Raw genomic sequence first — 24255 nt, forward strand, 5'->3', positions numbered from 1 at the left:
GGGCCTTTCGGTCGGTGACGGCGTGGTCGGGTCGGCGCTGGGTCAGTCCTGGGCGCGGCCCGTCGTCACACGGGCGATCATGAGGGCGACCAGGATGATTCCGCCGTAGATGGCCTGGATCCAGAACGACGGCACCTGGGCGAGGGTCAGCAGGTTCTGGACGACGCCCAGGAGGAGCACGCCGGTCAGGGCGCCGAACATGGTGCCCTTGCCGCCGTCCAGGCTGATGCCCCCGATCACCGCGGCCGCGAACACGGTGAAGATCATGTTGTTGCCCTGGTTGGCGCTGATCGCCCCGACATAGCCGGTCTGGATGATTCCGCCGACGGCCGCGAGGGCTCCGGCGACGACGAACACGCCGAGCATCACGCGCTCGACCCGGATGCCGGCCGCGCGGGCCGCGTCCGCGTTGCCACCGATGGCGTACAGGGCACGCCCGACGCGGTGGTACCTCAGCACGAACCCGGTGACGGCGAAGGCAGCCGCCGCCAGCCACACCGACATCGGGATGCCGATGAACGTGGTGGTGGCGAGGGAGTAGAAGCTGTCGGGCATGCCGAACAGCGTCTTGCCCTTGGTCGCGCCGACCAGCAGTCCGCGCAGGACGATCAGCATCGCGAGCGTCACGATGAACGCGTTGAGCTTGAACTTCACCACCAGGATGCCGTTGAAGGCCCCGACGGCCCCGCCCACCGCGATGATCGCGAGCATGGCAAGGGCAGCGGGGAGTTCGGTGCCCCAGCCGGAGCTGGCGGCGGGCAGCACCAGGAGCGCTCCCACGGCGGGCGCGATACCGACGACCGACTCCAGGGAGAGGTCGAACTTGCCGGTGATCAGGACCAGCGACTCGGCCAGCACGACCATCGCGAGGGCGGCGGAGGCACCGAGGATGGAGATCAGGTTGCGCTCGGTGAGGAAGGAGTCGTTGACCACCGCACCGAGCACCATCAGCAGCAACAGGGCCGGTACCAGGGCGAGTTCGCGGGCTCGGCGGAGCAGGACCGTCCTGGCGGCACGGGCGTCCGGCACCTTCACGGGGAGGGCCGGTGGGGCCTTGGTGTCAGCCATGGTTGTCCACTCCTTCGATGGAGGCGATCAGCTCGTGGTCGTGCCAGCCCGCCGGGTGCTCGGCGACGACACGGCCGTGGAACAGGACGAGGACGCGGTCGCAACGGCGCAGGTCGTCGAGTTCGTCGGAGACGACGAGTACGGAGGTGCCGTCCTCGCGGGCGCTGTCCATGCGGGCGAGCAGGGACTCCTTGGACTTCACGTCGACGCCCGCGGTGGGGTTGATCAGCACGAGCAGGCGGGGGTCGGAGGCGAGGGCGCGGGCCATGACGACCTTCTGCGCGTTGCCGCCGGACAGGTCGGAGACGGGCTGGTCGGGGCCCTCGGCGTGGATGTCGAGGCGTTCGATGAGGGCGTGGGCGAAGCCGCGCCTGCGGTCGGTGCCGACGAAGCCGAAGCGGCCGAGCCGGTCGAGGACGCTCATGGTGGCGTTGTCGCCGATGGTCATGCCGGCGACGAGGCCCTGGTCGTGCCGGTCCCGGGGCACACAGGCGGCCCCGGCCCGCAACGCGGCCTTCACGTCCCCGAACGGCAGCCGCTCACCGCCGAGTCGAGCGGTTCCGCCCGTCGGGGTGTGCAGTCCCGCGAAGGACTCGGCGAGCTCGACCTTGCCGCTGCCGCTGATCCCGGCGAGCCCGACGACCTCGCCGTGCCGGACGGTGAGGTCGATGTTCTCGTACGCCGGTGAGGTGAGCCCGCGGGCCTCGAGCAGGGCGGGGGCGTCATGGTCGACGTCCCCGGGGTGGACGGCCTGCTCGGCGATGGTCTCCAGGGACTCCCCCGCCATGGCCTCCACCAGGGCCCGGCGCGGGAGTTCGGCGACCGGGGCGGTGGTGATCCAGCGGGCGTCGCGCAGCACCGTGACGGTCTGGCAGACCTCGTACACCTCCTGGAGATGGTGCGAGATGAACAGGAAGGTGACGCCGGAGTCCTGGAGCGTCCGCATCCGTGTGAACAGCCGCTCGATCTCGCGGTTGTCGAGCTGGGCGGTGGGCTCGTCGAGAATGATGAAGCGGGCGCCGAAGCTCAGTGCCCGGGCGATCTCGACCATTTGGCGGTCCTCGACCTTGAGGTCGGCGGTGCGAACCTCGGGGTCGACGTGCACGTCCCAGGTGGCGAGGAGGTCGGCGGCCTCGGCGCGGAGCCTGCGCCAGCTGATGAAGCCGCGCCGGAGAGGCTGCCGGTTGATGAAGAGGTTCTCGGCGACCGTCAACTCCGGGACGACCGTGGGGTGTTGGTACACACAGGCCACCTTGCGACGCCAGGCGTCGCGGTCGGCCAGTGGGGGCGCGGGTTCGCCGTCGAAGCGGACGGTGCCCTCGTCGGATGCCTGGAGGCCGGTGAGGATCCTGACCAGGGTCGACTTGCCGGCGCCGTTGCGGCCGACGAGGGCGTGGGACTCACCGGGCAGGACGGTGAGCCGGCCGTCGGCGAGGGCGGTGGTGGGGCCGTACCGCTTGACGATGTCCCGTGCCTCGGCGAGGGGTGTGATCACAGCCGTACTCATTTGACCGTGTTGCCCCAGAGCTTGGGGTCGTCGACGTTGTCCTTGGTCACCAGCGGGGCGGGCAACTGGTCCTCCAGGATGCCGCTGGGCAGCTTGACGATGGTCGAGTCGTGGTCGGTGGGGCCGGGCTCGAAGGTCTTCCCCTCCATCGCCGCCTTGATGTAGTACATGCCGTACTTGGCGTACAGGTCGGCGGGCTGGGAGACGGTCGCGTCGATCTCGCCCTTGCGGATGGCGTCGAACTCCTGCGGGATGCCGTCGTTGGAGACGATCGTGATGTGCCCGTCCTGTCCGGCCTTCTTCAGCATGCCCTTGGACTTCAGGGTCTGCAGGGTCGGGGCGAGGTAGACGCCGCCGGCCTGCAGGTAGATGCCCTTGATGTCGGGGTCGGCGTTGAGGAGGGTGTCCAGCTTGGAGGCCGCGGTGTCGGACTCCCACTTGGCCGGTATCTCCAGGACCTTCAGCTTGGGGAAGTTCTTCTTCACGCAGGCGCGGAACGCCTCGGAGCGGTCACGGCCGTTGACGGAGGCCAGGTCGCCCATGATCTGTACGACCTTGCCGGAGGGGATCTGCTCGCCGAGGTACTGGCAGGCCTTCTCGCCGTACGCCACGTTGTCGGCGCGCACCACCATGGCGACCTTGCCCTTGTCCGGCGCCACGTCGACCGCGACGACCGGCACGCCCTTGCGTTCGGCCTGGTCGAGGCCGGCCTCGATGGCGGCGCTGTCGAGCGGGGCGACGACCAGGCCCTTCACGCCTTGGTTGAGCTGGTTGTTGATGTCGGTGATCTGCTGGGAGGGGTCACTGTTGGAGTTGACCGTCTTGAGCGTGTCGACACCTTCGGAGTCGGCCATCTTCGGCACGTAGTCGTTGTACGACTGCCAGAACGGCGAGGTGAGCAGCGGCAGGATCACCCCGACCTTGCCGCTGCCGCCGCCCTCCGCGCTCGCGGCGCCGGTGTCCTTGGTGCTGCCGCAGGCGGCGAGCACGAGGGAGGCGCCGACGACCGCGGCCACCGCCGTACCTCTCCGAGTCCTGTTCTGCTTCCGCGCTGTTGTGCCGTGCATCTGGCGGCTCCTCGTTGAGCGTGTTCGAGCACATGGTTCGAGCAGATGCCCGCATATTTATCAGACCACTTCCGGGGAGAACACCCTCCAGCGGCAGATTTTCCAGCATCGCGACCGTATTGGTCGGACCACCTCGCTGGTTAGACTGCGGCGCACCGGTGACAGGAGGAACGGCGTGAACGTGGACGAGACAGCCCCGCAGAAGGGCACCGTGACGCAGCGCGCCATCGAGCGGATCAAGGCGATGATCGCGGAGGGGCGGCTGGAGCCCGGCCAACGGCTGCCGACCGAGCGCGATCTGGCGGCACAGCTGGGCATCTCCCGCAGCTCGATGCGGGAGGCGATCCGCGCGCTGACCGTGCTGGGGGTACTGGAGGCCCGGCACGGTTCGGGCATCTACGTCACCCAGCTGGAGGCCGGCGATCTGCTGGAGACGTTCGGGGTGGTCGCCGACCTGTCCCGGGGGCCGCGGCTCGTGGAGCTGCTGGAGGTGCGCCGCATCCTGGAGTCGACGGCGACGGCCCTGGCGGCGGCGCGTATCACGCCGGACCAGCTGGCGGAGGTCGAGAAGCACCTGACGGCGATGAACGCCACGGACGACCCCGAGGAGATCCTCGCCCACGATCTCGCCTTCCACCGCGAGATCGCGGCCGCCGCCGGCAACGAGACGATGGCCGCGATCCTGGAGGGCCTGTCCTCCCGCACGTTCCGCGCCCGCGTCTGGCGGGGCTACCAGGAAGAAGGCGCCTTCGCCCGCACCCGGCGCGAACACGCCGCGATCCACCGCGCCCTGGTCGCCCACGATCCGGAGGCGGCCCGGGCGGCGGCGGCCGCGCATGTGGGCGAGGTGGAGCAGTGGCTGCGGGCACAGCTCGGCGGGTGACCCGCGTCCTTCCGGTGCCGGGGCCTTCCCATGCCGGGTCCTTCCCGTTCCGCGTCCTACGGCCGTACGTCGAAGTCGTGGGCGTCGCCGAGGGGGTCCAGTGAGGTCTGTAGGGGTGCGGCGGACGCGGGGCGGCCGGGCTGGGCTCGTGCGACGAGCTTCAAGAGTGCCTCCAAGGCGCGATGGGGACGCCAACGCCCTTGCGTGTGAGGGCAGTTGGCGTCCCGATCCACGACGGCGCGCCGCCGTCCCCCGTCCGGGCTAAGCGGCCCGGCGCAGCCGCAGGGTCACCAGCTCGAAGGGCCGCAACCGCAGCGCGACGCGCCGCCCGTCGTACGCCGGCGCCTCGGGCAGCGCACGCTCCAGCAGATCCGTCGCCACGACGTCCGCGATCTCGAATCCCGCCGTCAGGGTGGCCCGTACGCGACCACCGTGGGCCTCATGGAGGCGTACCACCACGTCTCCGCTGCCGTCGTCGGCCAGCTTGACGGCGGTGACGACGACCGCGTCCTGATCGACGCCGACGAGCGGTGCCACCTCGTCGACGCCGCCGCTCACCCGTCGCTCGGGCAGGTTGATCCGCCAGCCCTCGCGCACCGCGTCCCCGATGCCCGCGCCCGGCACCAGGGCGTGCCGGAAGCGGTGGACACCCTGGTCGGTCTCGGGGTCCGGGAAGCGCGGGGCGCGCAGCAGGGAGACCCGGACGGTGGTGGTCGTGCCGCGGTCGCCGTCGGTGCGGACCGTGCGGGTCACGTCGTGGCCGTACGTCGAGTCGTTGACGAGGGCGACGCCCCAGCCCGGCTCCTCCAGGTGGACGAAGCGGTGGTTGCAGGCCTCGAACTTGGCCGCCTCCCAGCTGGTGTTGGTGTGCGTGGGCCGGTGGAAGTGCCCGAACTGGGTCTCCGACGCGTACCGCTCCGCGTGCACGTCCAGCGGGAAGGCGAGCTTCAGGAACTTCTCCGTCTCGTGCCAGTCCACCACCGTGTCGACGAGCAGACGCTTGTCGCCCGGCGCGAGGCTGAGCCGCTGCGTGACACGGGAGGAGCCGAAGGCCCGTACGACCCGGACTCCGTCCCCGCTCTCGGCGACCTTCTTCACGTCGGTCAGGTCGGTGACCGTGTTGCGGTAGAACTCGTCGACGTCCCAGGCGTCCCACATGTTCGGGAAGTCGGAGTGGAGTTGGAGGAGGTTCGCGGCGGCGCCCGGCGCGATCGTCTCGCGGTCGGCGCCGATGTCGTACACGGACACCACCAGGCCCCGTCCGTCGATCTCGACGCGCAGCAGGCCGTTGTCCAGGACGTGGCCGCCGTCGCGCCGTGGCGTCACCCGCGTCCGCCCCTGGGTCTCGGGGGTTCCGACGCCTCCCGCCGGGACACCTGCGCGGGTGTGCGGGGAGGAGTTGAACAGCAGGATCCGCTCCCCGTCCCCGGCCAGGGCCCGCTGTGCCGCACGGATGATCCCCGTGAGCTCCTCGGCGACCTGCTCGTAGGTCTTCCGCGCCTCCCGGTGCACCCACGCGATCGACGACCCGGGCAGGATGTCGTGGAACTGGTGCAGCAGCACCGTCTTCCAGATGCGGTCCAACTCCTCGTACGGGTAGGGGAATCCGGCCCGTACGGCCGCCGTCGCCGCCCACAGTTCGGCCTCGCGCAGCAGGTGCTCGCTGCGGCGGTTGCCCTGCTTGGTCCGGGCCTGGCTGGTGAGGGTGGCGCGGTGGAGTTCGAGGTAGAGCTCGCCGACCCAGACGGGCGGGTCGGGGTATTCGGCCTCGGCCTTGCGGAAGAAGGCCTCGGGGGTCTCCCAGACGACGGTCGCCGAGCCCTCCAGGTCACGCAGCCGGGCGGCCTTGGCGACCATCTCGCGGGTGGTGCCGCCGCCCCCGTCACCCCAGCCGGTGGGGGCGAGGGAGTGCCGGGCGATGCCCTTGTCCTTGAAGTTGCGGGCCGCGTGGGCGATCTCGCTGCCCTTCATGGAGCAGTTGTAGGTGTCCACGGGCGGGAAGTGGGTGAAGATCCGGGTGCCGTCGATGCCCTCCCACTGGAAGGTGTGGTGCGGGAACCTGTTCGTCTGCGACCAGGAGATCTTCTGTGTCAGCAGCCACTTGGAGCCGGCGGCCCTGATGATCTGGGGCAGTCCGGCGGCGAAGCCGAAGGTGTCGGGCAGCCAGGCCTCGTCGTTCTCGATGCCGAACTCGTCGAGGAAGAACCGCTTGCCGTGCACGAACTGCCGGGCCATCGCCTCCGACCCGGGCATGTTGGTGTCCGACTCCACCCACATCCCGCCGGCCGGCACGAACCGCCCGTCCGCGACCGCCTTCTTCACCCGCGCCCACACCTCGGGCCGGTGCTCCTTCACCCACGCCCACTGCTGGGCCTGCGACATGGCGAAGACGAAGTCGGGCTCGTCCTCGATCAGCGCGGTCATGTTGGAGGTCGTGCGGGCCACCTTGCGCACGGTCTCGCGCAGCGGCCACAGCCACGCCGAGTCGATGTGCGCGTGTCCGACGGCGCTGATGCGGTGGGCGGACGGTACGGCGGGGGCGGCGAGGACGTCGGTGAGCCGGGACCGGGCGCGGGCCGCCGTGCCGCCCACGTCCTGGAGGTCGATCGCGTCCAGCGCCTTCTCCACGGCCCGCAGGATCTCCCAGCGCCGCGCCGACTCCACCGGCAGCTCGGCCATCAGCTCGCCGAGCACCTCCAGGTCGAGCACGAGCTGCCACACCGTCTCGTCGAACACCGCGAGATCCATCCGGGTCAGCGTGTACTGCGGTTCGCCGCCGGCGGTCTCCTTGTCGCCCAACTGCGTGGGCAGGAAGGGGTGGTAGTCGAGGATGACCGGGTTGGAGGCGGCCTCGATGTGCAGCCGCACCTGCTCTCCGCCCTCGGCAGGGGCGCCGATGCGCACCCACTGGTTGCGCGGGTTGAGGCCCTTCACGGGCGTGCCGTCGGGCCGGTAGACGAGGCCCTCGCACTGGAAGCCTGGCATGTTCTCGTCGAACCCGAGGTCGAGTAGCGCCTCCACCGTCTTCCCGGCCCACGCCTCGGGGACGGTCCCGGTGACCCGGAACCAGCTGGTGCCCCAGGGAGCACCCCAACGCGTCCCCACCTCGACGGCCTCGGGTTCGGCCGCGAGCCCCTCGGCGACCGGCACCGGTTCGCCCGGCGCATGCCACACCGCCACGTCCAGTGGCACGGACTCGGGGTACACGGCGGGTCGGACGCGCTCGTCGAGGACGCGCTTGAGACGGGCTTCGACCAGGCTGCGGTCGTCATGCATGCGGGGTGCTCCAAGGCTGGGGGAACGGTTACCAGGGGTGGGTCACGGTGGCGGGGGCCGACGCTGTGTACAGCTCCCCTACGGCACGCAGTTCCAACCGTGCGGCCGCCTCGCCCTGTTCGGGCCGAAGACCGGCGACGAAGTAGGCGCGCTGGCAGGTTCCGCCGAGGAAGCGCCGGGTGCCGTCGGGCAGGACGCGGTGCAGGGTGTAGTGCCGTACGGCGTCCGGGGAGGCGTTCCAGGCCAGGCGTAGCTCGCCGCCGGAGGCACCGGTGATCCGCAGGCGGGAGGGAGGGGCGGGGGTGACGGGTTCGTTCCGTACGGCGATCCCGCCGAGCCGCCAGCTCACCGGGCCGTCGATCGCGGTGAGCCGGATCCCCAGCGCGCGCACGGTTCCGCTCAGGCCGGTGAGCCGTACGGTCGACGACTGCCACGTGTTGACCGAGTTCACAGGGAAGAAGGTGTACGGCGGTGTCGCCCCCGGCGCGCTCGGCTCGGCGGTGGCGACGCCCAGCTCGACGTTCACACGGCCCTCGTCGACCCGGTGCGTCAGCTCGACAACCGTGTCAACACTCAATGGCAGCCGTGTCGCATACACATCCACCACCACGGGTTCGTCGAGTTCACCGTCGACGAGCACACTGCTCCCGCCACACCACGCGTCGGCGAAGTCGAAGTTCACAGCCGGACGTTGCCCCTCGGTGTGCACGACCCAGCGCCGGGACGGCAGCCGGTCCTGCAACCCGAGATGGTTCCAGGGGGCGGCCGAGGTCACCTCCCCCGCCTCGTACCAGCGCAGCCCGTGCCCGGTGTTGAACACGCTCGCGAACGGCACCGACGTCGCCGTCGAGCGGTCGGCGACGGACACGGCGGGTGCCCGCCAGCTGTCCGTGCCGTCCGGCGCGGACGGGTCGAGTGAGCGTCCGGTCCAGAACCGGTCGTCGGCTGCATGGAAGTCACCGGGTGCCCGACCCTCCGCCGGCAGGTGGTTGCGCGTCCACTCGGGCCGGTAGAAGCCGACCGACGTGACATGCGCCTTGTCCGACGGCACGATCGCGTCCCACCGCACGGACGAGTTCCACCCGTTCGCCTCGACATCGACACCCGCCCACAACTCGTACCGGCTGCGGCCGAGTTGCTGGGCCCGCCGCCCCGACGAGGACAGACTGCCGGCCGTCCACCGGAAGTCGACGAACATGTCGTCGGCGGCCTGGAAGAACGCCTCGTTCTGCGAGTTGAGCGCCCCCTGCCAGCTCACGCTCCCGTTCACGGTCATCGAGTCGTACCAGGTCACCCGCTGTCCCTTGCCCTGGGCGAGCGATTTCAGCTCCCGCAGGAAGCCGAGCATGGCGGCACCGAGAGCGGCGTCCCCGCCACTGGTCTCGGCGTTCACGAACCACCCGTCGAACCCGTACGCCTCCGCGACCGCCACCAGCCGCTCGGCCAGCGGATACCGCCCGGCGGCGTCCTTCTGCACCAGGTCCCGCGTCCACCGCAGCTGCCCGCCGTAGGCGACGGGCGGCAGGAAGACGTTCCCGAGGACGGGCACCCCGTGCCGGTGGGCGGCGTCCACGATCGGCGCGTTCGGCGCGAGGATCAGCCCCTCCCCCGACGAGCCGCCCCAGAACACCAGCTCGTCGATGTACGCCCAGTGGGTGAGGGCGTAGTAGTCGGCGGTGGCCGAGCCCTGGGCGGGGTTGCTCGCGGTGGGCCCGAAGGACACGAGGGACTGGATACGGGCCTGCCCTGCGCGGGCCGTGGCGTTGGCCGGGGTCGGGGTGAAGCGCGGGGCCAGCGGCACGGTCGACGCGTTGAAGGCGAGGTCCGGGTCGTCGGCGGGGCGCCAGGACTTCAGGCCGCGCCAGGTGATGCCGGGGCCCGGGGTGCCGGAGGGCAGGGAGTCCGGGTACCAGTAGGAGGCGTACGGCTGGAGGGCGGCGGGCCTGGTCCTGGGGGAGGCCGTCGCGGGCGAGGAGGTCAGCGGCAGCAGGGTGGCGGCGCCGGCGAGCAGGACGGTGCGTCTGGTGGGTTTCACGAGCGGGTGCCTCCTTGGAGTCCTTGTGGGGCGGGGAGTACCTGATCGGGAGTGACGACCTCGGTGACGCCGCGCGCGGCCAGGTGGTCCTGGTCGTCGGCGCGGGTGTCGAGGACGGTGGTGGGGCGGGCGCCGTCGGCGGTGAGCTGGAAGAAGGCGTCGAAGACGGTGCCGCCGGGGGCGCAGGCCGAGCGCACGGCCGGGTCGGCGGGGACCACGAGTGCGGTGGTCCGGGGCGCGGGCGCGTACGTGTGCCGCTCACTCGCGGCCCGGGCCAGCACGCCGGCCGTGTCCTTCGGTTTCCGGTCGTTGGTCAACAGGCCCAGCCCGTATTCGAGTGCGGGGAAGTCGGCCAGTTCCCGGGAGACGTCGTGGGAGCACCACCAGGTGATGCCCCACAGGTCGGGGCAGTCCAGGGCATGGGTCACGGTCGCCTCGGTGAAGGCGGCGGCGTGCTCGGGCGGGACCAGGGGCGCCGGCGCGCCGACCTCCTGGAGCCAGACGGGGCGGTGCGGGTCGTCGGCCCAGGCCTTGCTCAGCTCGACGAGGTACGCGGCGTGGTGCTCGGCCGGCACGGAGGTGCGGCCGTGGCGCTGGGCGGTTCCGTTGAAGACCCAGGAGTGCACGGCGGTGACGGCGCCGTGCCGGGCCGCCTGGGCCGGCGTGAACGGCTGGTCGTCCTGGTACCAGGTGGCGTCGTACTCGGCGTGCAGGTGCAGCCGCCCCGGGGCGCCTTCCTCGCAGGCGGCGAGCATGCGGGTGAGCCAGGCGTCGATCTGCTCGGCCGTTGCCCGGTCGGGGTCGGGGTGCGGGCCCGCCGAGAACTGGTTGACCTCGTTACCGAGGGTCATGCCGACGAAGTTGGGGCGGTCTGCCAGCGCCGACGCCAGTGTGCGCAGGTAGGCGGCCTGGCCCTCGACGGCTTCCGGGTCGGTGAAGAGGTTGCGCCGGTGCCAGGTCCGGGTCCAGGCCGGCAGGAAGTCGAAGCTGCTCAAGTGGCCTTGCAGTCCGTCCACGTTGACGTCGAGGCCGCGTTCGGCTGCGGCGTCGACGAGCCGTACGAGATCCGATACGGCCCGCTCACGGATCAGGGTGCGGTTGGGCTGGAAGTACGGCCACAGCGGGAAGACCCGGATGTGGTCGAGGCCCAGCGCCGCGATGGAGTCGAGGTCGGCGCGTACGGAGTCGAGGTCGAAGTCGAGCCAGTGGTGGAACCACCCTTCGCTGGGGGTGTAGTTGACGCCGAAGCGCACGGCAGAAGGCATGCGGTGTCCTTGCTAGGCGGGGGGTTGGGGGTTCAGCCCTTCACCGCGCCCTCGCCGACGCCGCGGAAGAAGTACCGCTGGAGGCAGGCGAACAGGGCGATCAGCGGCGCCACGGCGATGATCGTGCCGGCGGCGACGAGGCGTTCGTCGTTGGCGAAGGTGCCGTGCAGATAGTTGAGTCCGATGGTCAGCGTGAACTTGGACGGGTCGCTCAGCACGATCAGCGGCCACAGGAAGTCGTCCCAGGCACCCATGAACGCGAAGATCGCGACGACGGCGACCGTCCCCTTCACGGACGGCAGCGCGATCCGCAGGAACCGCTGCCAGACGTTGGCCCCGTCGACATAGGCGGCCTCCTCGATCTCGTACGGCAGGTTGAGGAAGGCGTTACGCATGAGCAGCACGTTCAGGGCGCTGATGGAGCCGGGCAGCACGACGCCGACGAGGGTGTTGTTGAGGCCGAGTTCCCGCATGGTCGTGAACTGGGCGATGATGATGCCCTCCACGGGCACCAGCATGGCGAGGATGAAGGCGAGGGTGGCCGCGCGGCGGCCCCGGTAGCGCAGCCGCGCGAGGGCGTAGCCGGCGAGGGCCGCGCCGACGCAGTTGGTGACGACGTTGGCGGTGGCGACCTTCAGTGAGTTGAGGGCGTAGTCCCAGACGGGGATGGTGTCGGCGACGCGCTCGTAGTTGTGCAGCGTCGGCTCGCCCGGGAGGAACTTCGGCGGGGAGCTGAAGATGTCCTCGGTCGGCCCCTTGAGGGAGGTCGACAGCTGCCAGAGGAACGGGCCGACGGTCAGGGCGAGGACGGCGAGCAGCAGCAGGTAGCGCAGGGTGAGTTCCCACACCCGTACGCGGCGGCCGTTCTCGTCGGTGACGCGGGCTTCGCGGGCGGCGGCCGGGGGTCTGGACGCGGTGGGACGTACTTTCTCCAGCACGCTCATGACTCCTCCCTCCGGTCGGCGCGCAGCACGAGCAGCATCAGGGCGACGGTGACGACGAAGACGACGACGGAGATGGCCGAGGCGTAGCCGACGCGGCCGGTGAGGCCGGTGCCGGTGCGCTGGACGAGCATGACGAGGGTGGTGTCCTCGCCCGCCGGTCCGCCGCTCGGGCCGGCCATCAGATACACCTCGGAGAACACCTTGAAGGCGGCGACCGAGGACAGCGCCCCGACCAGGACCATGGTCGAGCGGACGGCGGGCACGGTGACGGTGACGAAGCGGCGGATCGCGCCGGCGCCGTCCACGGCGGCCGCCTCGTGCAGCTCGCGCGGCACGTTCGCCAGCGCCGCCAGATAAATGATCATGTAGTAGCCGAGGCCCTTCCAGACCGTCACGGCCATCGCGCTCAGCAGGAGCAGCCACTGGTCGCTGAGAAAGCCGACCCGGCCGACGCCGATCGCCTCCAGCAGCGAGTTCACCAGTCCGCGCTCGTCGAGCAGCCACACCCAGATCAGCCCGACGACCACGATCGAGGCGACGACCGGGGTGTAGAAGGCGGACCGGAAGAAGGTGATACCGGGGATGTTCTTCTGCACGAGCAGCGCGAGCAGCAGCGGCAGGACCACCAGCGCGGGTACGACTCCGAGGACGTACAGCGTGCTGTTGCGCAGGCCGATCCAGAACATCTCGTCGTTCAGGAGCTCACGGAAGTTCGCCAGGCCCACGAACTCGCCCGGGATCAGGGTACGGCGGTCGGTGAAGGCGTTGACCACCGTCGAGACGAACGGGTACAGGATGAAGGCGCCGATGATCAGCATCCCAGGGGCGGCGAACAGCCAGGGACTGGTGGGCAGTTGGCGCCGCACCCGCTGTTCGGGACGCCGTGTCCGGGAGACGGTCGAGGTGGCCATCGCCCGCTAACCCTGCTGCTGGAGAAGCCGGTTGCAGGCCTCGACAGCGTTGTCAAGAGCTTCCTTCGGGCTTTCCTTGCCCTGCAACGCCTTGGCGACCTCGTTGCGCAGTTCGGTCTTCATCTGCTCGCTGAACAGCACGGGCGTGTAGTTGACCGCGTTCTTCAGCGACTTGGCGGCGGCGACCCGCACCCGCGTCTCGTCTGTGCCGTCCTCCTTGGTGAAGTACGGGTCGTCGAGCGAGCCGGCGGTGCTGGGGAAGATGGCGACCTGCTTGGCGAACGACATCTGGTGCGCGGCGTCGGTGACGTAGTGCGCGAAGGCGACCGCGGCGGGGGTGCGCTTGGTCTGCGCGTTGACCATCACGCCCATCACGTACATGTTGACGTGGCCGGTGCTGGTGATCTGGTCGGTGATGCCGATGTTCTTGTACAGGTTCGGCGCCTGCTTCTTGAAGTTGCCGAGGTCGAGCGCGCTGCCGGGGTTCATGGCGACGGCGCCGGTGAGGAACTTCTTGCCGGACGACTCGGGAGTGGCCGTCAGGGCCTGCGGGTCGAGGGCCCTGGCGTCGTACAACTCCTTGTACTTGGTGAGGAGTTCGACTCCCTTGGCGTCGTTGAAGGTGAAGGCGTCGCCGTCCTTGTTCATGAGCTGGACGCCGTAGCGGCCGAAGTCCTCGATGGTGGGGACGTTGGCGAGGGTGGCGACCTTGCCGTCGGTCTTCTCCGCCATCCTCAGCGCGGCGGCGAAGACGTCGTCGTACGTCTTCGGCGGCTGCTCGGCGTCGAGGCCGGCCTCCTTGAACAGGGTCTTGTTGTAGAAGAGCGGGCCGGTGTTGAGGTACCAGGGGAAGGCGTACGTCCCCGTCATGCCCGGTATCCGATGGCTGGCCCAGGCGCCGGGCAGGTACTCCTTCTTGTACTGGGACGCCGCCTTGTCGAGGTCGAGCGCGAGGCCGGCCTCGGCGAGCGGGGCGACCAGGTCGGGCGAGACGTTGACGACGTCGGGGAGGGTGCCGCCGGCGGCGTCGGCGCTGATCTTGTCGGCGTAGCCCTCGGCGGGCTGGTCGATCCACTTGACGTCGGTGCCGGGGTGCTTCTTCTCGAAGTCGGCGATCAGGCCTTCGAAGTAGTCCTTGAAGTTGGCGCGGAGATTCCAGGTCTGGAAGGTGATGTCGCCCTCGACCTTGCCGGAGGCGTCGGCGGCGGCACCGTCGCCCCCTCCCGAGCCGCAGGAGCTCAGCGGCAGGACGACACAGACGGCGATTGCGGCAGCGAGGGCTCTACGGGAAACGGGCACCGTGAACCGTCCTCCTTTTATGGGCGGGTTGGTCGACGAGGCAGACCCTGCACGCCGTTCCACGAGCCCGTCAATGGCTGTCGCGCAGCTAATTTCATTAGTGACTAATGCGCATTAGGATCACCGAGCTGAACCGCATTAGTGCATACTGCTCCGGGAATGTGTCGCCCGAATGGGGAATCAGGGGAACCACCATGTCAGGCAAGCGGTCACCGGCCCGTAGGCCGACGATGAAGGACATAGCGCGGCACGCCGGCGTCTCGCAGAGCGCCGTCTCCTTCGCCCTGAACGGACGACCCGGCGTCTCGGAGGACACCCGTGACCGCGTGCGGCGGGTCGCCGAGGAGCTGGGCTGGCGGCCCAGCACGGCGGCGCGGGCCCTGTCCGGGGAGGGCGCCGCGACGGTCGGCTTCGTGCTGGCGCGGCCCGCGGACACGCTGGGTGTGGACTCGTTCTTCCTGCAACTCGTCTCCGGTATCCAGGAAGTGCTGGCGGAGCGCCATCTCGGGCTGCTGTTCCAGGTGGTGGAGGACGTCGCGGACGAGTGCGCCGTGTATCGGCGCTGGTGGGCCGAGCACCGCGTGGACGGCGTCCTCGTCGTCGACCCGCGCACGGACGATCCCCGCCCCGATCTCCTCGACGAACTCGGCCTGCCCGCCGTGGTGATCGGCGGCGCACCCGACGACCGGCACCCCGGCCTGTCGACCGTGTGGGCGGACGACGCGGGCGCGATGGCCTCGGTCGTGGACGGCCTCCACGCCCTCGGGCACCGGCGGATCGTGCACATCGCCGGACTGCCGGGGCTCGCGCACACGGAGCGCCGCATCCGCACCCTGCGTGCCGAGGCCGGGCGGCGCGGCCTGTCCGAGGTGAAGTCCGTGACCACCGACTACTCCGACGCCGAGGGCGCGGCGGTCACCCGCCGGGTGCTGGAGGGTCCCACTCCCCCGACCGCCCTGATCTACGACAACGACGTGATGGCCGTCGCCGGTGCCGCCGCGGCCGCCGAACTCGGCTTCTCGGTACCGGCCGACGTCTCGGTGGTGTCCTGGGAGGACTCGGCGCTGTGCCGCATGGTCAAGCCGTGGCTGTCGGCGCTGTCCCGGGACAGCGTGGAGTTCGGACGCACGGCGGCACGCGAACTGACCGCCCTGGTGGACGGGGGGTCGGCGCGGGCGGTCCGGGTGCCGGTGCCGCGGTTGGTGGAGCGGGGCAGTACGGGGGGGGCGCGGGGCGCCTGACCGCGGTCCCCGATCCCCGGCCTCACGCCACCGGTGTCGTACTGGCCCTGGCGGCGCAGCCCCTGGAGCCCCTCGTAAGCGGCTGTCACGATCTCAAGACCCCGGGTGTCCTCCGCGGGTTCGCGCATCTGGTGGGTCACGTACGCCACGGCCATCCGGCTGTCGGGCTCGATCATCACCAGGGAACCGCCCCAGCCGCCCCAGCCGTACGTGTCGCCGAACAGGCCGTAGCCCAGGCCCCATCGCATCGGCATGCCCAGGACGCGGTCGTCGCCGTCGAACTGTTCCTCCCCGGCGCGGTCACAGCCCGCCCGCGACAGCAGGCGCACGCCGTTCACCTCTCCCCCGCAGGCCAGGAGCGACTGCACCAGCGCGACCGAGCGGGCGTTGCCGTAGCCGCTCGCGGCGGGGATCTGCGCGCGGCGCCAGGCCGGGCTGTTGCCGTCGCGGACACGCACGCCGTTGCCGGCCTCGGAGCCCGTCGGGTTGGCCGGCGCGCTCGCCGCGTAGTCCTCGTCCCGGCCCGCCGGCGGGATGGTGAGGGCGACCCGGTGGTCGTGTTCGGGCGGCAGACCGATGTGGAAGTCGGCGCCCAGCGGACCCGTCACCTCCGCGGCGAGGAACTCGCCCACCGTGCGGCCGGTGACCCGGCGCACGACCTCCCCGACCAGGAATCCCTGGGTGAGGGAGTGGTATCCGGCGGCCGTGCCCGGCTCCCAGCGAGGAGCGCGCGCGGCGAGCCGGGACGTGGCGGCCGACCAGTCGTGGAGCTCGTCGACCGTCCCGTCCCAGTCGGGCAGGCCGGCCGTGTGCGAGAGCAGGTGCCGTACGAGCACCTCGTCCTTGCCCGCCGCCGCGAACTGCGGCCAGTACCGGGCGACCGGCGCGTCCGGGTCGAGTTCGCCGCGGTCGACTAGGACCAGGGCGCACAGCGCCGTCATCGTCTTGGTCACAGACCAGACGTTGACGAGCGTGTCGCGCTCCCACGCGACGGTGCGGTCGGCGTCCGCGAACCCGCCCCAGACGTCCACCACCGGTTCGCCGTCCACGAAGACGGCGACGGAGCCGCCCGCGTCCCCCGCGTCCAGCATGTCGGCCAGCGCGTTCGGGACGGCGAGGAACAGGCGGTCGTAGGTGCCCTGGATGTCGGCCATGCGCCCCATCCAGCCGTGCGGCCCCGTGCCGGTCAACCGAATTTCAGACCTGTGACCGGTACAGCCCGAACTCCACGATCCGCGCCGCCGCCCGCGAACCGGTCACCCGCACCCGCCACCGCCGCGCCCGCACCGGTACCGCCAGCAGCAGGATCCGGCTCGCGCCGATCACCCCGGCCCGGGTCACCTCCGCCCAGCCCTCGTCCCGCTGGGCCTCCACGACGAAGCTCTCCACCTGCTGCCCGTACCGGATGTCCTCCGCGAGCCGGATCCGGTCCACTTCGCGCTCCCGGCCGAGGTCGACCGTGACCCGGCCCGGTGAGACGGTGGTCCGGGCGTCGCGCGCCAGGTCCTCTGGGAGCTCGCGGTCGACGCGCTCGCGGAACTCCCGCAGCCGCGCCACGTCGGCGGCGGGCAGCAGGCCGTCCGTGTCCGGCGGGATGTTCAGGAGCAGCACCGAGTTGCGGCCCACCGAGCGGAAGTAGATGTCCGTCAACTGCTCGACGCTCTTGGGCTGTTGGTCGGCGTGGTAGAACCAGCCGTCGCGGATCGACACGTCGCACTCGGCGGGCCACCACTGCAGGTGGTCCGCGATCGGCCGGGCCTTCACCAGGGCGGCGCGGCTGCCCATGTCGGGCGCGTCGTAGGACAGGGCGTAGTCCGTACGGCCGTAGTCCTTCTCCCGCACCGGTACGACGCTCCACTCGTCCTCCCGGGCCAGCCCGCCCTCGTTGCCGACCCAGCGGACGTCCGGGCCGGACACGGCGATCACGGCGTCGGGCGCGAGCGAGCGGACCAGGGCGTACCAGCTGTCCCAGTCGTACTTCTCGACCTTGTCCGGCGGGATGCGGCCCTGGGCGCCGTCGAACCAGACCTCGTCGATCGGGCCGTACTCGGTGAGGACCTCGTAGAGCTGGTTGAGCATGTGGGCGCCGTAGTCGGTGGCCGGGAGGGTGTACGACCGTGACGGCGTGCGGTCGTCGCCCGTGACCGGGGTGGGGACGGTGTGGTCGGTGCGGGCGCTGCCGTTGGCGTAGACGCCGTGGAGGTACTGGTTCTCGTCGGCGGGCGAGATGTAGACGCCGACCTTGATGCCGTGCCGGCGCATGGAGTCGGCGAAGGAGCGCAGCACGTCGCCCTGGCCGTCGCGCCAGGTGCTGGAGGCCACCGAGTGGCCGGTGTAGCGGGAGGGGTACAGCACGAAGCCGTCGTGATGCTTGACCGTGAGGATGGCGAGCCTGAAGCCGCCGTCACGCAGGGCGCGCGCCCACTGGTCGGTGTCGAGGCCGGTCGGCTGGAAGAGGTCCGGGTCCTCGTCGCCGGTGCCCCATTCGAGGCCGGTGAACGTGTTCACGCCGAAGTGCAGGAACGCGGTGCGTTCCAGGCGCTGCCAGGCGATCTGCCGTGCGGTGGGACGGACCTGGGAGGCCTTGCGGACCAGGTCGGCCTCGGTGTCGTCGGGGCTGACGGGGATGCGGTAGCTGTCCCCGGTTTCGGCTGCGGGTGCCGCGAGGGCGGGTCTGGTGGCGCCGGTCGCGGCGAGGACGGTGGCTGTCGCGACGAAGACGCGACGGGATACGGCCATGGCAGGCTCCTCAGGTCAGGTGCCATACGGCGGGCGGGTGCTGGTCCGGCGGGTACTGGACGAGCCGGCCGTCGTCCGTGACGCTCACTGTCATCCGGGTGATCGCGTTGACGAGCCGGTAGCCACCGGTCGTGGGCTCCAACTGCCAGCGCTGGAGGGTGTTCGCGGGATCGCAGGTCTGCGGCGCCGCCTCCACCCCGGGTTGCAGCGGCACGTTGAGCGTGAGCTTTCCGCCGCGCACCTCCAGGCAGCCGTCCGCCGTGCGCACGGTCGCGTAGCCGTCGGGCGTGCGCCGCAGCTCGGCGGTGAAGGACCGCCCGGACGTCCGGAAGGTGTACGACCCGTCCGCCACCGGTACGCGGGTCAGGTCCCGCCACCCGGGGGCGTGGCCCACGGCCGTGCCGCGCGCCGTGAACTCGGCGTAGGTGGCGTCCGGGTGGGGATCGCCCCAGGTCGCCTGGGCGATGTGCCGCAACGCCGGCCACAGGGCGACGGCGACCTCGTTCTCGGTCTCGCCCCGGCCGTTGTCGGGCCAGAGGCTGATCTTCGCGCCGGTGACGCCGTCGGCGGAGGCGAGCTTCTCGCCCTCGAAGCCGCGCGGGTCCCAGCTCTGGTCGTACAGCCCGTCGGTGTCGCTGTGGAAGCCGCCGCGGACCAGGTAGAGGGCGTACGCGGCGTTCATCACCGGGTAGCCCTGCGCGAGGAGCCGGCTGGGTTTCACCGCCACGTTCAGCCAGTGCTCGACCGTCGTGCCGGCGGTCACCGGGACGGTGTTGGCGCCGGTGAGTCCGTCGTTCCAGATGCGCAGTTTCCTGCCCTTGCCGGCCGCGTAGGTGTGGACACGGTTGACGAAGTCGATGAAGGCGTCCTGGGGTGTGGCGTCGGGGCCGTACCTGTCCTGGGCGTACTTCAGGATCTGCGGGTACTTGGCGAAGTCGGAGCCGAGCATGTACTCGTCGGCTCCCATGTGCCAGGAGGTGGCGGGGAAGACCTCGGCGTACTCGTCGATCAGGCTGGTGTAGTAGGCGAAGGCCTCCGGCCGGGTGATGTCGAGCCGCGAGGGCTGTCTGTCGCCGTCGGAGTCGGTCAGTTGGAGGTCCGGGCGGTTCTCGATCCATGGGTCCATGTGCCCCGGTGAGTTGATCTCGGGGATGATCTCGACGTGGTACCGCTTGCCGAGGGCGACCAGGCGGCGGATCTCGTCCTTGGTGTAGTAGCCCCAGGTGTTGGCCTCGGGGTGGGCCTCGCTCTTCACCTTCAGTTCGAGGAGCAGCTGGTTGAGTCTGTGGTACGCCATCTCCCGGACAAGGTTCTCCAGCCAGGGCAGGGAGACGTGGATGTAGCAGGCGCAGACACCGACACCCCGCTCCCTGTACCGCGGTACGTCGACCGTGCGGCCGGCGGGGACGCGGTCGCCCTGCGCGAGTAGCTGGAGGAGGGTGCGGGTGCCGTAGAAGGCGCCGGTCTCGGTCGCCGCGGTGATGGACAGCCGGTCGCCCGCGCGGAGTTCGTAGCCGTCCGTGCCGAGGGTGGTCCGGGAGGGCTGGACGTCGATGACGACGTCGCCGGGCCGCGCGCCGCCGTGCACCACGCGGGGCGTGCCGTGTCCCGCGTCGCGCAGATCGCCGGCGAGGGTGTCGGCGACGCGCCGTCCGCCGGCGTCGGCGGCCACGAGACGGGCGGAGCGACGGTAGGTGTAACTGCCGGATGCCGGGGTCCAGTCGGCCAGGGCCGGCACCGTCACCGGTGCTGCCGCCCGCGCCTGCTGTGCGACCGCGGGCAGCGGCGCCACGAGCAGCACTATCAGCGTCAGCACCGCCAGGACACCTGACGATCTCCAGCGTCTCCTCATGAGGCACCCCTATTCATCGGATGTCTGATGATTGGGCGGGCCCCAGGGGCTGTCAATGGGACGCGAAGTGGGCCAAGTTGACTCATTGATCGGATGATGCGCAGGTCAGCGAGGCGAAGCCGGGAAGGGGCGGCGTGAAAAGTCCAAGAAGAGCCGCCCGAATATCCAAGCGTGGCGGCTCTCGACGCCGGGCCCGCCGCGGGGCAGAGTTCTCCTACATACTCGCCAGTAAGCCCGAGGAGCAGCCGTGACCAGCTGGGTCGGCAGGACCGCCGCGGAGATCGCCGCCGCCGTACGCGAGAAGCGGGCCACGCCCCGTGAGGTGGTGGCCGAGCACCTGGCACGCATCGAGCGGCTCGACGGTCGCGTCGGCGCGTTCCGGGTGGTGCGGGCCGAGGCGGCGCTCGCCGAGGCCGACGAGGTGGCCTCGCGCGGCGACCTCGCCGAACTGCCGCTGGCGGGCGTGCCGGTGGCGATCAAGGACAACCTCGCGGTGCGCGGCGAGTCCAAGCGGATCGGCTCGGCGGCGACCCCGGACACCCTGGCCGACGACGACCATGTGACCGTGGCCCGGCTGCGGGCGGCCGGCGCGGTGGTCGTGGGCCTGACGAACGTGCCGGAGCTGTGCGTCTTCGGCACCACGGAGGGCGTGCACGGCACCGCCCGCAACCCGTGGGACACCTCCCGCACGGCGGGCGGCTCGTCCGGCGGCAGCGCGGCCGCGGTCGCGGCGGGCATGGTGCCGATCGCCCTCGGCAACGACGGCATGGGCTCGCTGCGCATCCCGGCCGCCAACTGCGGCCTGATCACCATCAAGCCCGGCTACGGCGTGGTCCCGGCCGGCGTCAGCGACGGCGACTGGTTCGGCATGTCGGAGAACGGCCCGCTGGCCACGACGGTCGAGGACACCCGCCTGATGCTGTCGGTCCTCGCCGGCACCGAGGTCGCACGGCCAAAGGCGCCCGGCACCCACAGGATCGCGGTGTCACTGCGCAGCCCGCTCGCCGGGGTCGCCATCAGCAAGCCGTACGCGAGCGCCGCCCGCGAGGCCGCCGGGCTGCTGATCAAGGCCGGTCACCAGGTGCGGCGCGCGGACCCGCCGTACCCGATGTCACTGGGCGTCACCTCGCTCACCCACTGGACGGCGGGCACGGCCGAGGACGTCAGGGGTCTCGACCTCCGGCAGCTCACCCGCCGGACCCGGGTCCACGCCACCGTCGGCAAGCGCTTCGTGAACCGGGTGCGGGGCGGGGACAGCCGGGAGCAGCTGCGCCGGCGTCTGGAGCCGTTCTTCGCCGAGTACGACGTGCTCCTCACCCCGGCCCTCGCCCGCCGCTCCCCCAGGTCCGAGCCCTGGCACGAGCGGGGCTGGCTGCGCAACGTCCTGGCCAACACCAACTACTCGCCGATGACTCCCCCGTGGAACCTCACCGGCTGGCCCGCGATGGCGATCCCCTTCGGCACGCTCCCCTCGGGCGCCCCCAGCGCCGTACAACTGGTGGGTCGTCCCGGCTCGGAGGCGGTCCTGCTGGGCCTGGCGGAGCAGATCGAGAAGCTGCGGCCGTGGCGGCGGACGGCTCCGCTGGACGAGGCCGTGTCGTCGTAGGGCTCGGACCGCGCTCGGCAGGTGTCGCGCCGCCGCGACCGCGGCCATCGTCCGCGGTCTCCGGTAGCAGGACCTGCGGTATTCGCCGCGGAAGCCGGCGGGGAACGGCGCTCGCCTGTGCTGCTCCCACTGAGAGGGCCCGTCAGCTCCCCTCGGCGAACGGCCCGTCCGCCGTGAACGCCAGCCGCGCGAACCGCTCTCCGATGCGGCGGTGGGTGGCGGCGTCCGGGTGGAGGCCGTCGGGCAGGGGAAGTTCGGCCGAGTCGGTCTCGCCGTAGAGGTCGCGGCCGTCGAGGTAGTGCAGGTTCGGGTCGTCGGCCGCCCGCTGCTTCACGATGCGGGAGAGCTCGTCCCGGATCACGCCCAGGGTCAGCTTGCCGCTCGCGCGTTCCGCCGGGTCGCCCATGGCGACGAAGCGCAGACGGCCGGCGCTCAGGCCGCTGAAGTCGGGAGCGCAGGGTCCGGGTGTGTCCTCGTGTATCGGGCACAGGATGGGCGACACGACGAGCAGGGGTGTCGTCGGGTGGCCCTCGCGGATGGTGTCGAGGAACCCGTGGACCGCGGGCCCGAAGGCGCGCAGCCGCATCAGGTCGGCGTTGACGACGTTGATGCCGATCTTGACGCTGATCAGGTCGGCGGGGGTGTCGCGCAGGGTGCGGGCGGTGAACGGGTCGAGCAGGGCGCTCCCGGCCAGGCCCAGGTTGATCAGCTCCACGCCGCCGAGCGAGGCGGCGAGCGCGGGCCAGATACCGGTGGGGCTCGCGGCGTCGGAACCGTGGCTGATCGAACTGCCGTGGTGCAGCCACACCCTGCGGCCCGGATCACGGGCGGGCTCGACGGGGGCGTCGGTGCGCAGGGCGATCAGTTCGGTGGTCTCGTTGTGCGGCAGCCAGATCTCGACGTCCTTGTCGCCCTCGGGCAGCCCGGTGAAGCGGACGGTGCCGGGCGGGCCGGCCTGTTGCTCGGCGGTTCCGGCTGTCATGTCGACGGTCAGCACGTTGCCGCCGGTCACGCTGCCCTGTCCCGCGGGGCGGCCGTCGACGATCAGGTCGTACCTGCCGTCCGGTCGGGGCGGCGCGCCGATATAGGCGCGCTTGGTGCGCAGCGCGTCCAGTTCGACGGCGGTGGCCCGGGTGCGGAACGCCAGCCGTACGCCGGAGGGCTGCGACTCGGCCATGGCCAGCTGTCCGTCGGTGTTCTGGGCCCGGGCCCGGGCGGGCAGCCGGTGCGGCAGCACACCGTGCTCGGTGTGCTCGATGTCGAGGGCGCCGCGCAGGAGTTCGGCGGTGACCGGCGTGGTGATCCAGTCGTGCCGCATGCCGTGCTCGGTGTCCATGTGTCCTCCGCCTGTCGTCAAGGGGTGGGCTCGGTGGGCCAGTTGCGCAGCAGGGCGTCGAGGGCGTCCAGGATCCGCGTCCAGGTCTCCTCGGAGTCGGGGGCGCTGTGGCTGAAGCCGCCCGCGACCTCCAGGCTGGCGTAGCCGTGGAAGACGCTGCCCAGCAGCCGCACGGCGTGGGTCGCGTCCGGCTCGGCAAGGTCGTAGCCGCGCAGGATCGCCCGGGTCATCTGCGCGTGCCGGACGCCCGCGCTCGCCGCCGCCGTCTCGGGGTCTAGCCGCATCCGCGCGGCGGCGGCCCGGCCGGGGTGCTCGCGGCCGTAGTCGCGGTAGACGTTCGCGAAGGCGACCAGGGCGTCCTTGCCGGCCCGGCCCGCGATGGCGTCGGCGGCCCGGTCGGCAAGCTCCTCCAACGCGAAGAGCGAGATCCGCGTCTTGAGGTCCTGGGAGTTCCGCACATGCGAGTACAGGCTGGCGACCTTGACATCGAACCGCCGGGCCAGTTCCGACGCGGTCACCGACTCGAAGCCGATCTCGTCGGCCAGCTCCGCACCCGCCCCCACCAGGCGTTCCGTGGTCAGCCCTACGCGTGCCACAACAGTCCTCCCGTTTGCCGTAAACGATTATGCATTTACCTAAAGTATTTAGGCAAACGAGGAGAATGTGAAGGCGGTCGACTAAAGTGCCCGGTACATGATGTGCAGGCCGACCCGCCCGTGCCGTGGGTGTTCGAACGCCTCCGGGACCGTGCCGAGAATCGTGAAGCCGAGGGAGGCCCACAGGCGCACGGCCGGGTTGGTCTCGACGACGGCGTTGAAGACCATGCCCCGATAGCCCTCGGCCTTGGCCACGACCAGCACATGCTCGGCGAGGGCACGGCCGATGCCGCGCCCGCCGTGATCGGGGTCGACCATGAAGCCGGCGTTGGCGATACCGGCGGCGGGGCCGCCGTAGTTGGCGGTGACATAGGCGGAGGCGACGACGACTCCGGCATCGTCCTCGACGACGTGGACACTCTTGGCCGGGTTCATCCACAGGGCCCGGGCGTCTTCCTCGGAGGTGTCCGGGGCCCACGCATAGGTCTCACCGGCGGCGACGATCCGGTGCCAGAAAGACCAAATCCGCGGCCAGTCGTCGGCCGCGGCTTCTCTGATCAGCATGGGCGTGAGTCTCGCACGCCCATGCGTCCGGCAATCGCGAAGGGCTCTGCCCCTCCGGTCGACCCG

General features: G+C 71.0%; 17 protein-coding genes and 1 pseudogene. 3 read left to right on the forward strand and 15 right to left on the reverse strand.

The annotated features are described in order from the left end of the window. Positions 1-42: 42 nt before the first annotated feature. The 3 genes from ACZ4UU_RS39545 to ACZ4UU_RS39555 are packed head-to-tail and all read right to left on the reverse strand — an operon-like array spanning position 43 to position 3642. The gene (locus tag ACZ4UU_RS39545) at positions 43-1068 is read right to left on the reverse strand and encodes an ABC transporter permease (protein ID WP_471908259.1); all 1026 of its coding nucleotides are present in this window, start codon (positions 1066-1068) and stop codon (positions 43-45) included. Continuing rightward, the gene (locus ACZ4UU_RS39550; protein ID WP_471908260.1) at positions 1061-2575 is read right to left on the reverse strand and encodes a sugar ABC transporter ATP-binding protein; all 1515 of its coding nucleotides are present in this window, start codon (positions 2573-2575) and stop codon (positions 1061-1063) included. The genes ACZ4UU_RS39545 and ACZ4UU_RS39550 overlap by 8 nt, the downstream gene beginning before the upstream one ends. Next, positions 2572-3642: a sugar ABC transporter substrate-binding protein gene (locus tag ACZ4UU_RS39555; protein WP_471908261.1), complete on the reverse strand. Its 1071-nt coding sequence runs from the start codon at positions 3640-3642 to the stop codon at positions 2572-2574. Before ACZ4UU_RS39555 ends, ACZ4UU_RS39550 begins: the two co-directional genes overlap by 4 nt. A gap of 181 nt (positions 3643-3823) precedes the next feature. Here ACZ4UU_RS39555 and ACZ4UU_RS39560 point away from each other — a divergent pair, with 181 nt between their 5' ends. Next, a complete protein-coding gene (locus ACZ4UU_RS39560) occupies positions 3824-4525 on the forward strand; it encodes a FadR/GntR family transcriptional regulator (protein WP_471908329.1) in 702 nt (233 codons plus the stop codon). A 261-nt stretch (positions 4526-4786) separates the two neighbouring features. Here the strand turns inward: ACZ4UU_RS39560 and ACZ4UU_RS39565 are convergent, their stop codons facing one another. Genes ACZ4UU_RS39565 through ACZ4UU_RS39590 form a run of 6 tightly spaced genes read right to left on the reverse strand, consistent with a single transcriptional unit; the run spans position 4787 to position 14255 of the window. After that, positions 4787-7801 carry an alpha-mannosidase gene (locus tag ACZ4UU_RS39565; protein WP_471908262.1) on the reverse strand — a complete coding sequence of 1005 codons (3015 nt, stop codon included), beginning with the start codon at positions 7799-7801 and terminating at the stop codon, positions 4787-4789. Positions 7802-7829: 28 nt separating this feature from the next. Beyond that, positions 7830-9836 carry an endo-beta-N-acetylglucosaminidase gene (locus ACZ4UU_RS39570; protein WP_471908263.1) on the reverse strand — a complete coding sequence of 669 codons (2007 nt, stop codon included), beginning with the start codon at positions 9834-9836 and terminating at the stop codon, positions 7830-7832. Continuing rightward, positions 9833-11101 (reverse strand): glycoside hydrolase 5 family protein, encoded by a 1269-nt coding sequence (locus ACZ4UU_RS39575; protein ID WP_471908264.1) that lies wholly within the window; start codon positions 11099-11101, stop codon positions 9833-9835. The genes ACZ4UU_RS39570 and ACZ4UU_RS39575 overlap by 4 nt, the downstream gene beginning before the upstream one ends. A gap of 32 nt (positions 11102-11133) precedes the next feature. After that, positions 11134-12045: a carbohydrate ABC transporter permease gene (locus tag ACZ4UU_RS39580; RefSeq protein ID WP_471908265.1), complete on the reverse strand. Its 912-nt coding sequence runs from the start codon at positions 12043-12045 to the stop codon at positions 11134-11136. Further along, complete coding sequence (locus ACZ4UU_RS39585; RefSeq protein ID WP_471908266.1) at positions 12042-12956, reverse strand: carbohydrate ABC transporter permease; 915 nt, start codon at positions 12954-12956, stop codon at positions 12042-12044. Before ACZ4UU_RS39585 ends, ACZ4UU_RS39580 begins: the two co-directional genes overlap by 4 nt. A 6-nt stretch (positions 12957-12962) precedes the next feature. Then, positions 12963-14255 carry an ABC transporter substrate-binding protein gene (locus ACZ4UU_RS39590; protein WP_471908267.1) on the reverse strand — a complete coding sequence of 431 codons (1293 nt, stop codon included), beginning with the start codon at positions 14253-14255 and terminating at the stop codon, positions 12963-12965. Positions 14256-14449: 194 nt separating this feature from the next. Between ACZ4UU_RS39590 and ACZ4UU_RS39595 the strand changes: the two genes are divergently transcribed. Then, positions 14450-15496, forward strand: coding sequence for a LacI family DNA-binding transcriptional regulator (locus ACZ4UU_RS39595; protein ID WP_471908268.1), 1047 nt, complete (start codon positions 14450-14452; stop codon positions 15494-15496). A gap of 50 nt (positions 15497-15546) precedes the next feature. On the opposite strand, the pseudogene ACZ4UU_RS39600 reads toward ACZ4UU_RS39595, so the two are convergent. The 3 genes and pseudogenes from ACZ4UU_RS39600 to ACZ4UU_RS39610 form a co-directional block, all read right to left on the reverse strand. Continuing rightward, positions 15547-16650 (reverse strand): annotated as a pseudogene (locus tag ACZ4UU_RS39600) (serine hydrolase domain-containing protein); the annotation flags it as partial. A 43-nt stretch (positions 16651-16693) separates the two neighbouring features. Then, positions 16694-18235 carry an alpha-L-fucosidase gene (locus ACZ4UU_RS39605; RefSeq protein WP_471908269.1) on the reverse strand — a complete coding sequence of 514 codons (1542 nt, stop codon included), beginning with the start codon at positions 18233-18235 and terminating at the stop codon, positions 16694-16696. A gap of 10 nt (positions 18236-18245) precedes the next feature. Further along, positions 18246-20087, reverse strand: a complete 1842-nt coding sequence (locus ACZ4UU_RS39610; protein WP_471908270.1) for a family 20 glycosylhydrolase — start codon at positions 20085-20087, stop codon at positions 18246-18248. Positions 20088-20334: 247 nt separating this feature from the next. Between ACZ4UU_RS39610 and ACZ4UU_RS39615 the strand changes: the two genes are divergently transcribed. Continuing rightward, a complete protein-coding gene (locus ACZ4UU_RS39615) occupies positions 20335-21693 on the forward strand; it encodes an amidase (RefSeq protein WP_471908271.1) in 1359 nt (452 codons plus the stop codon). Between the two features lie 142 nt (positions 21694-21835). On the opposite strand, the gene ACZ4UU_RS39620 is transcribed toward ACZ4UU_RS39615, so the two are convergent. The 3 genes from ACZ4UU_RS39620 to ACZ4UU_RS39630 form a co-directional block, all read right to left on the reverse strand. Next, positions 21836-23029, reverse strand: a complete 1194-nt coding sequence (locus ACZ4UU_RS39620) for a GDSL-type esterase/lipase family protein (RefSeq protein WP_471908272.1) — start codon at positions 23027-23029, stop codon at positions 21836-21838. Between the two features lie 17 nt (positions 23030-23046). Beyond that, positions 23047-23625, reverse strand: coding sequence for a TetR/AcrR family transcriptional regulator (locus ACZ4UU_RS39625; protein ID WP_471908273.1), 579 nt, complete (start codon positions 23623-23625; stop codon positions 23047-23049). Positions 23626-23706: 81 nt separating this feature from the next. Then, on the reverse strand, positions 23707-24189 hold the full coding sequence (locus tag ACZ4UU_RS39630) for a GNAT family N-acetyltransferase (RefSeq protein ID WP_471908274.1): 483 nt from the start codon (positions 24187-24189) through the stop codon (positions 23707-23709). Positions 24190-24255: the final 66 nt, after the last annotated feature.

The organism is Streptomyces sp. NPDC028907 (assembly GCF_055564995.1).

Coding starts and splice junctions, on each gene's coding strand:
- ACZ4UU_RS39630 (WP_471908274.1), bottom strand. CDS start 24,189: ATGCTGATCAGAGAAGCCGCGGCCGACGACTGGCCGCGGATTTGGTCT.
- ACZ4UU_RS39555 (WP_471908261.1), bottom strand. CDS start 3,642: ATGCACGGCACAACAGCGCGGAAGCAGAACAGGACTCGGAGAGGTACG.
- ACZ4UU_RS39610 (WP_471908270.1), bottom strand. CDS start 20,087: ATGAGGAGACGCTGGAGATCGTCAGGTGTCCTGGCGGTGCTGACGCTG.
- ACZ4UU_RS39605 (WP_471908269.1), bottom strand. CDS start 18,235: ATGGCCGTATCCCGTCGCGTCTTCGTCGCGACAGCCACCGTCCTCGCC.
- ACZ4UU_RS39595 (WP_471908268.1), top strand. CDS start 14,450: ATGTCAGGCAAGCGGTCACCGGCCCGTAGGCCGACGATGAAGGACATA.
- ACZ4UU_RS39585 (WP_471908266.1), bottom strand. CDS start 12,956: ATGGCCACCTCGACCGTCTCCCGGACACGGCGTCCCGAACAGCGGGTG.
- ACZ4UU_RS39565 (WP_471908262.1), bottom strand. CDS start 7,801: ATGCATGACGACCGCAGCCTGGTCGAAGCCCGTCTCAAGCGCGTCCTC.
- ACZ4UU_RS39550 (WP_471908260.1), bottom strand. CDS start 2,575: ATGAGTACGGCTGTGATCACACCCCTCGCCGAGGCACGGGACATCGTC.
- ACZ4UU_RS39620 (WP_471908272.1), bottom strand. CDS start 23,029: ATGGACACCGAGCACGGCATGCGGCACGACTGGATCACCACGCCGGTC.
- ACZ4UU_RS39575 (WP_471908264.1), bottom strand. CDS start 11,101: ATGCCTTCTGCCGTGCGCTTCGGCGTCAACTACACCCCCAGCGAAGGG.
- ACZ4UU_RS39545 (WP_471908259.1), bottom strand. CDS start 1,068: ATGGCTGACACCAAGGCCCCACCGGCCCTCCCCGTGAAGGTGCCGGAC.
- ACZ4UU_RS39580 (WP_471908265.1), bottom strand. CDS start 12,045: ATGAGCGTGCTGGAGAAAGTACGTCCCACCGCGTCCAGACCCCCGGCC.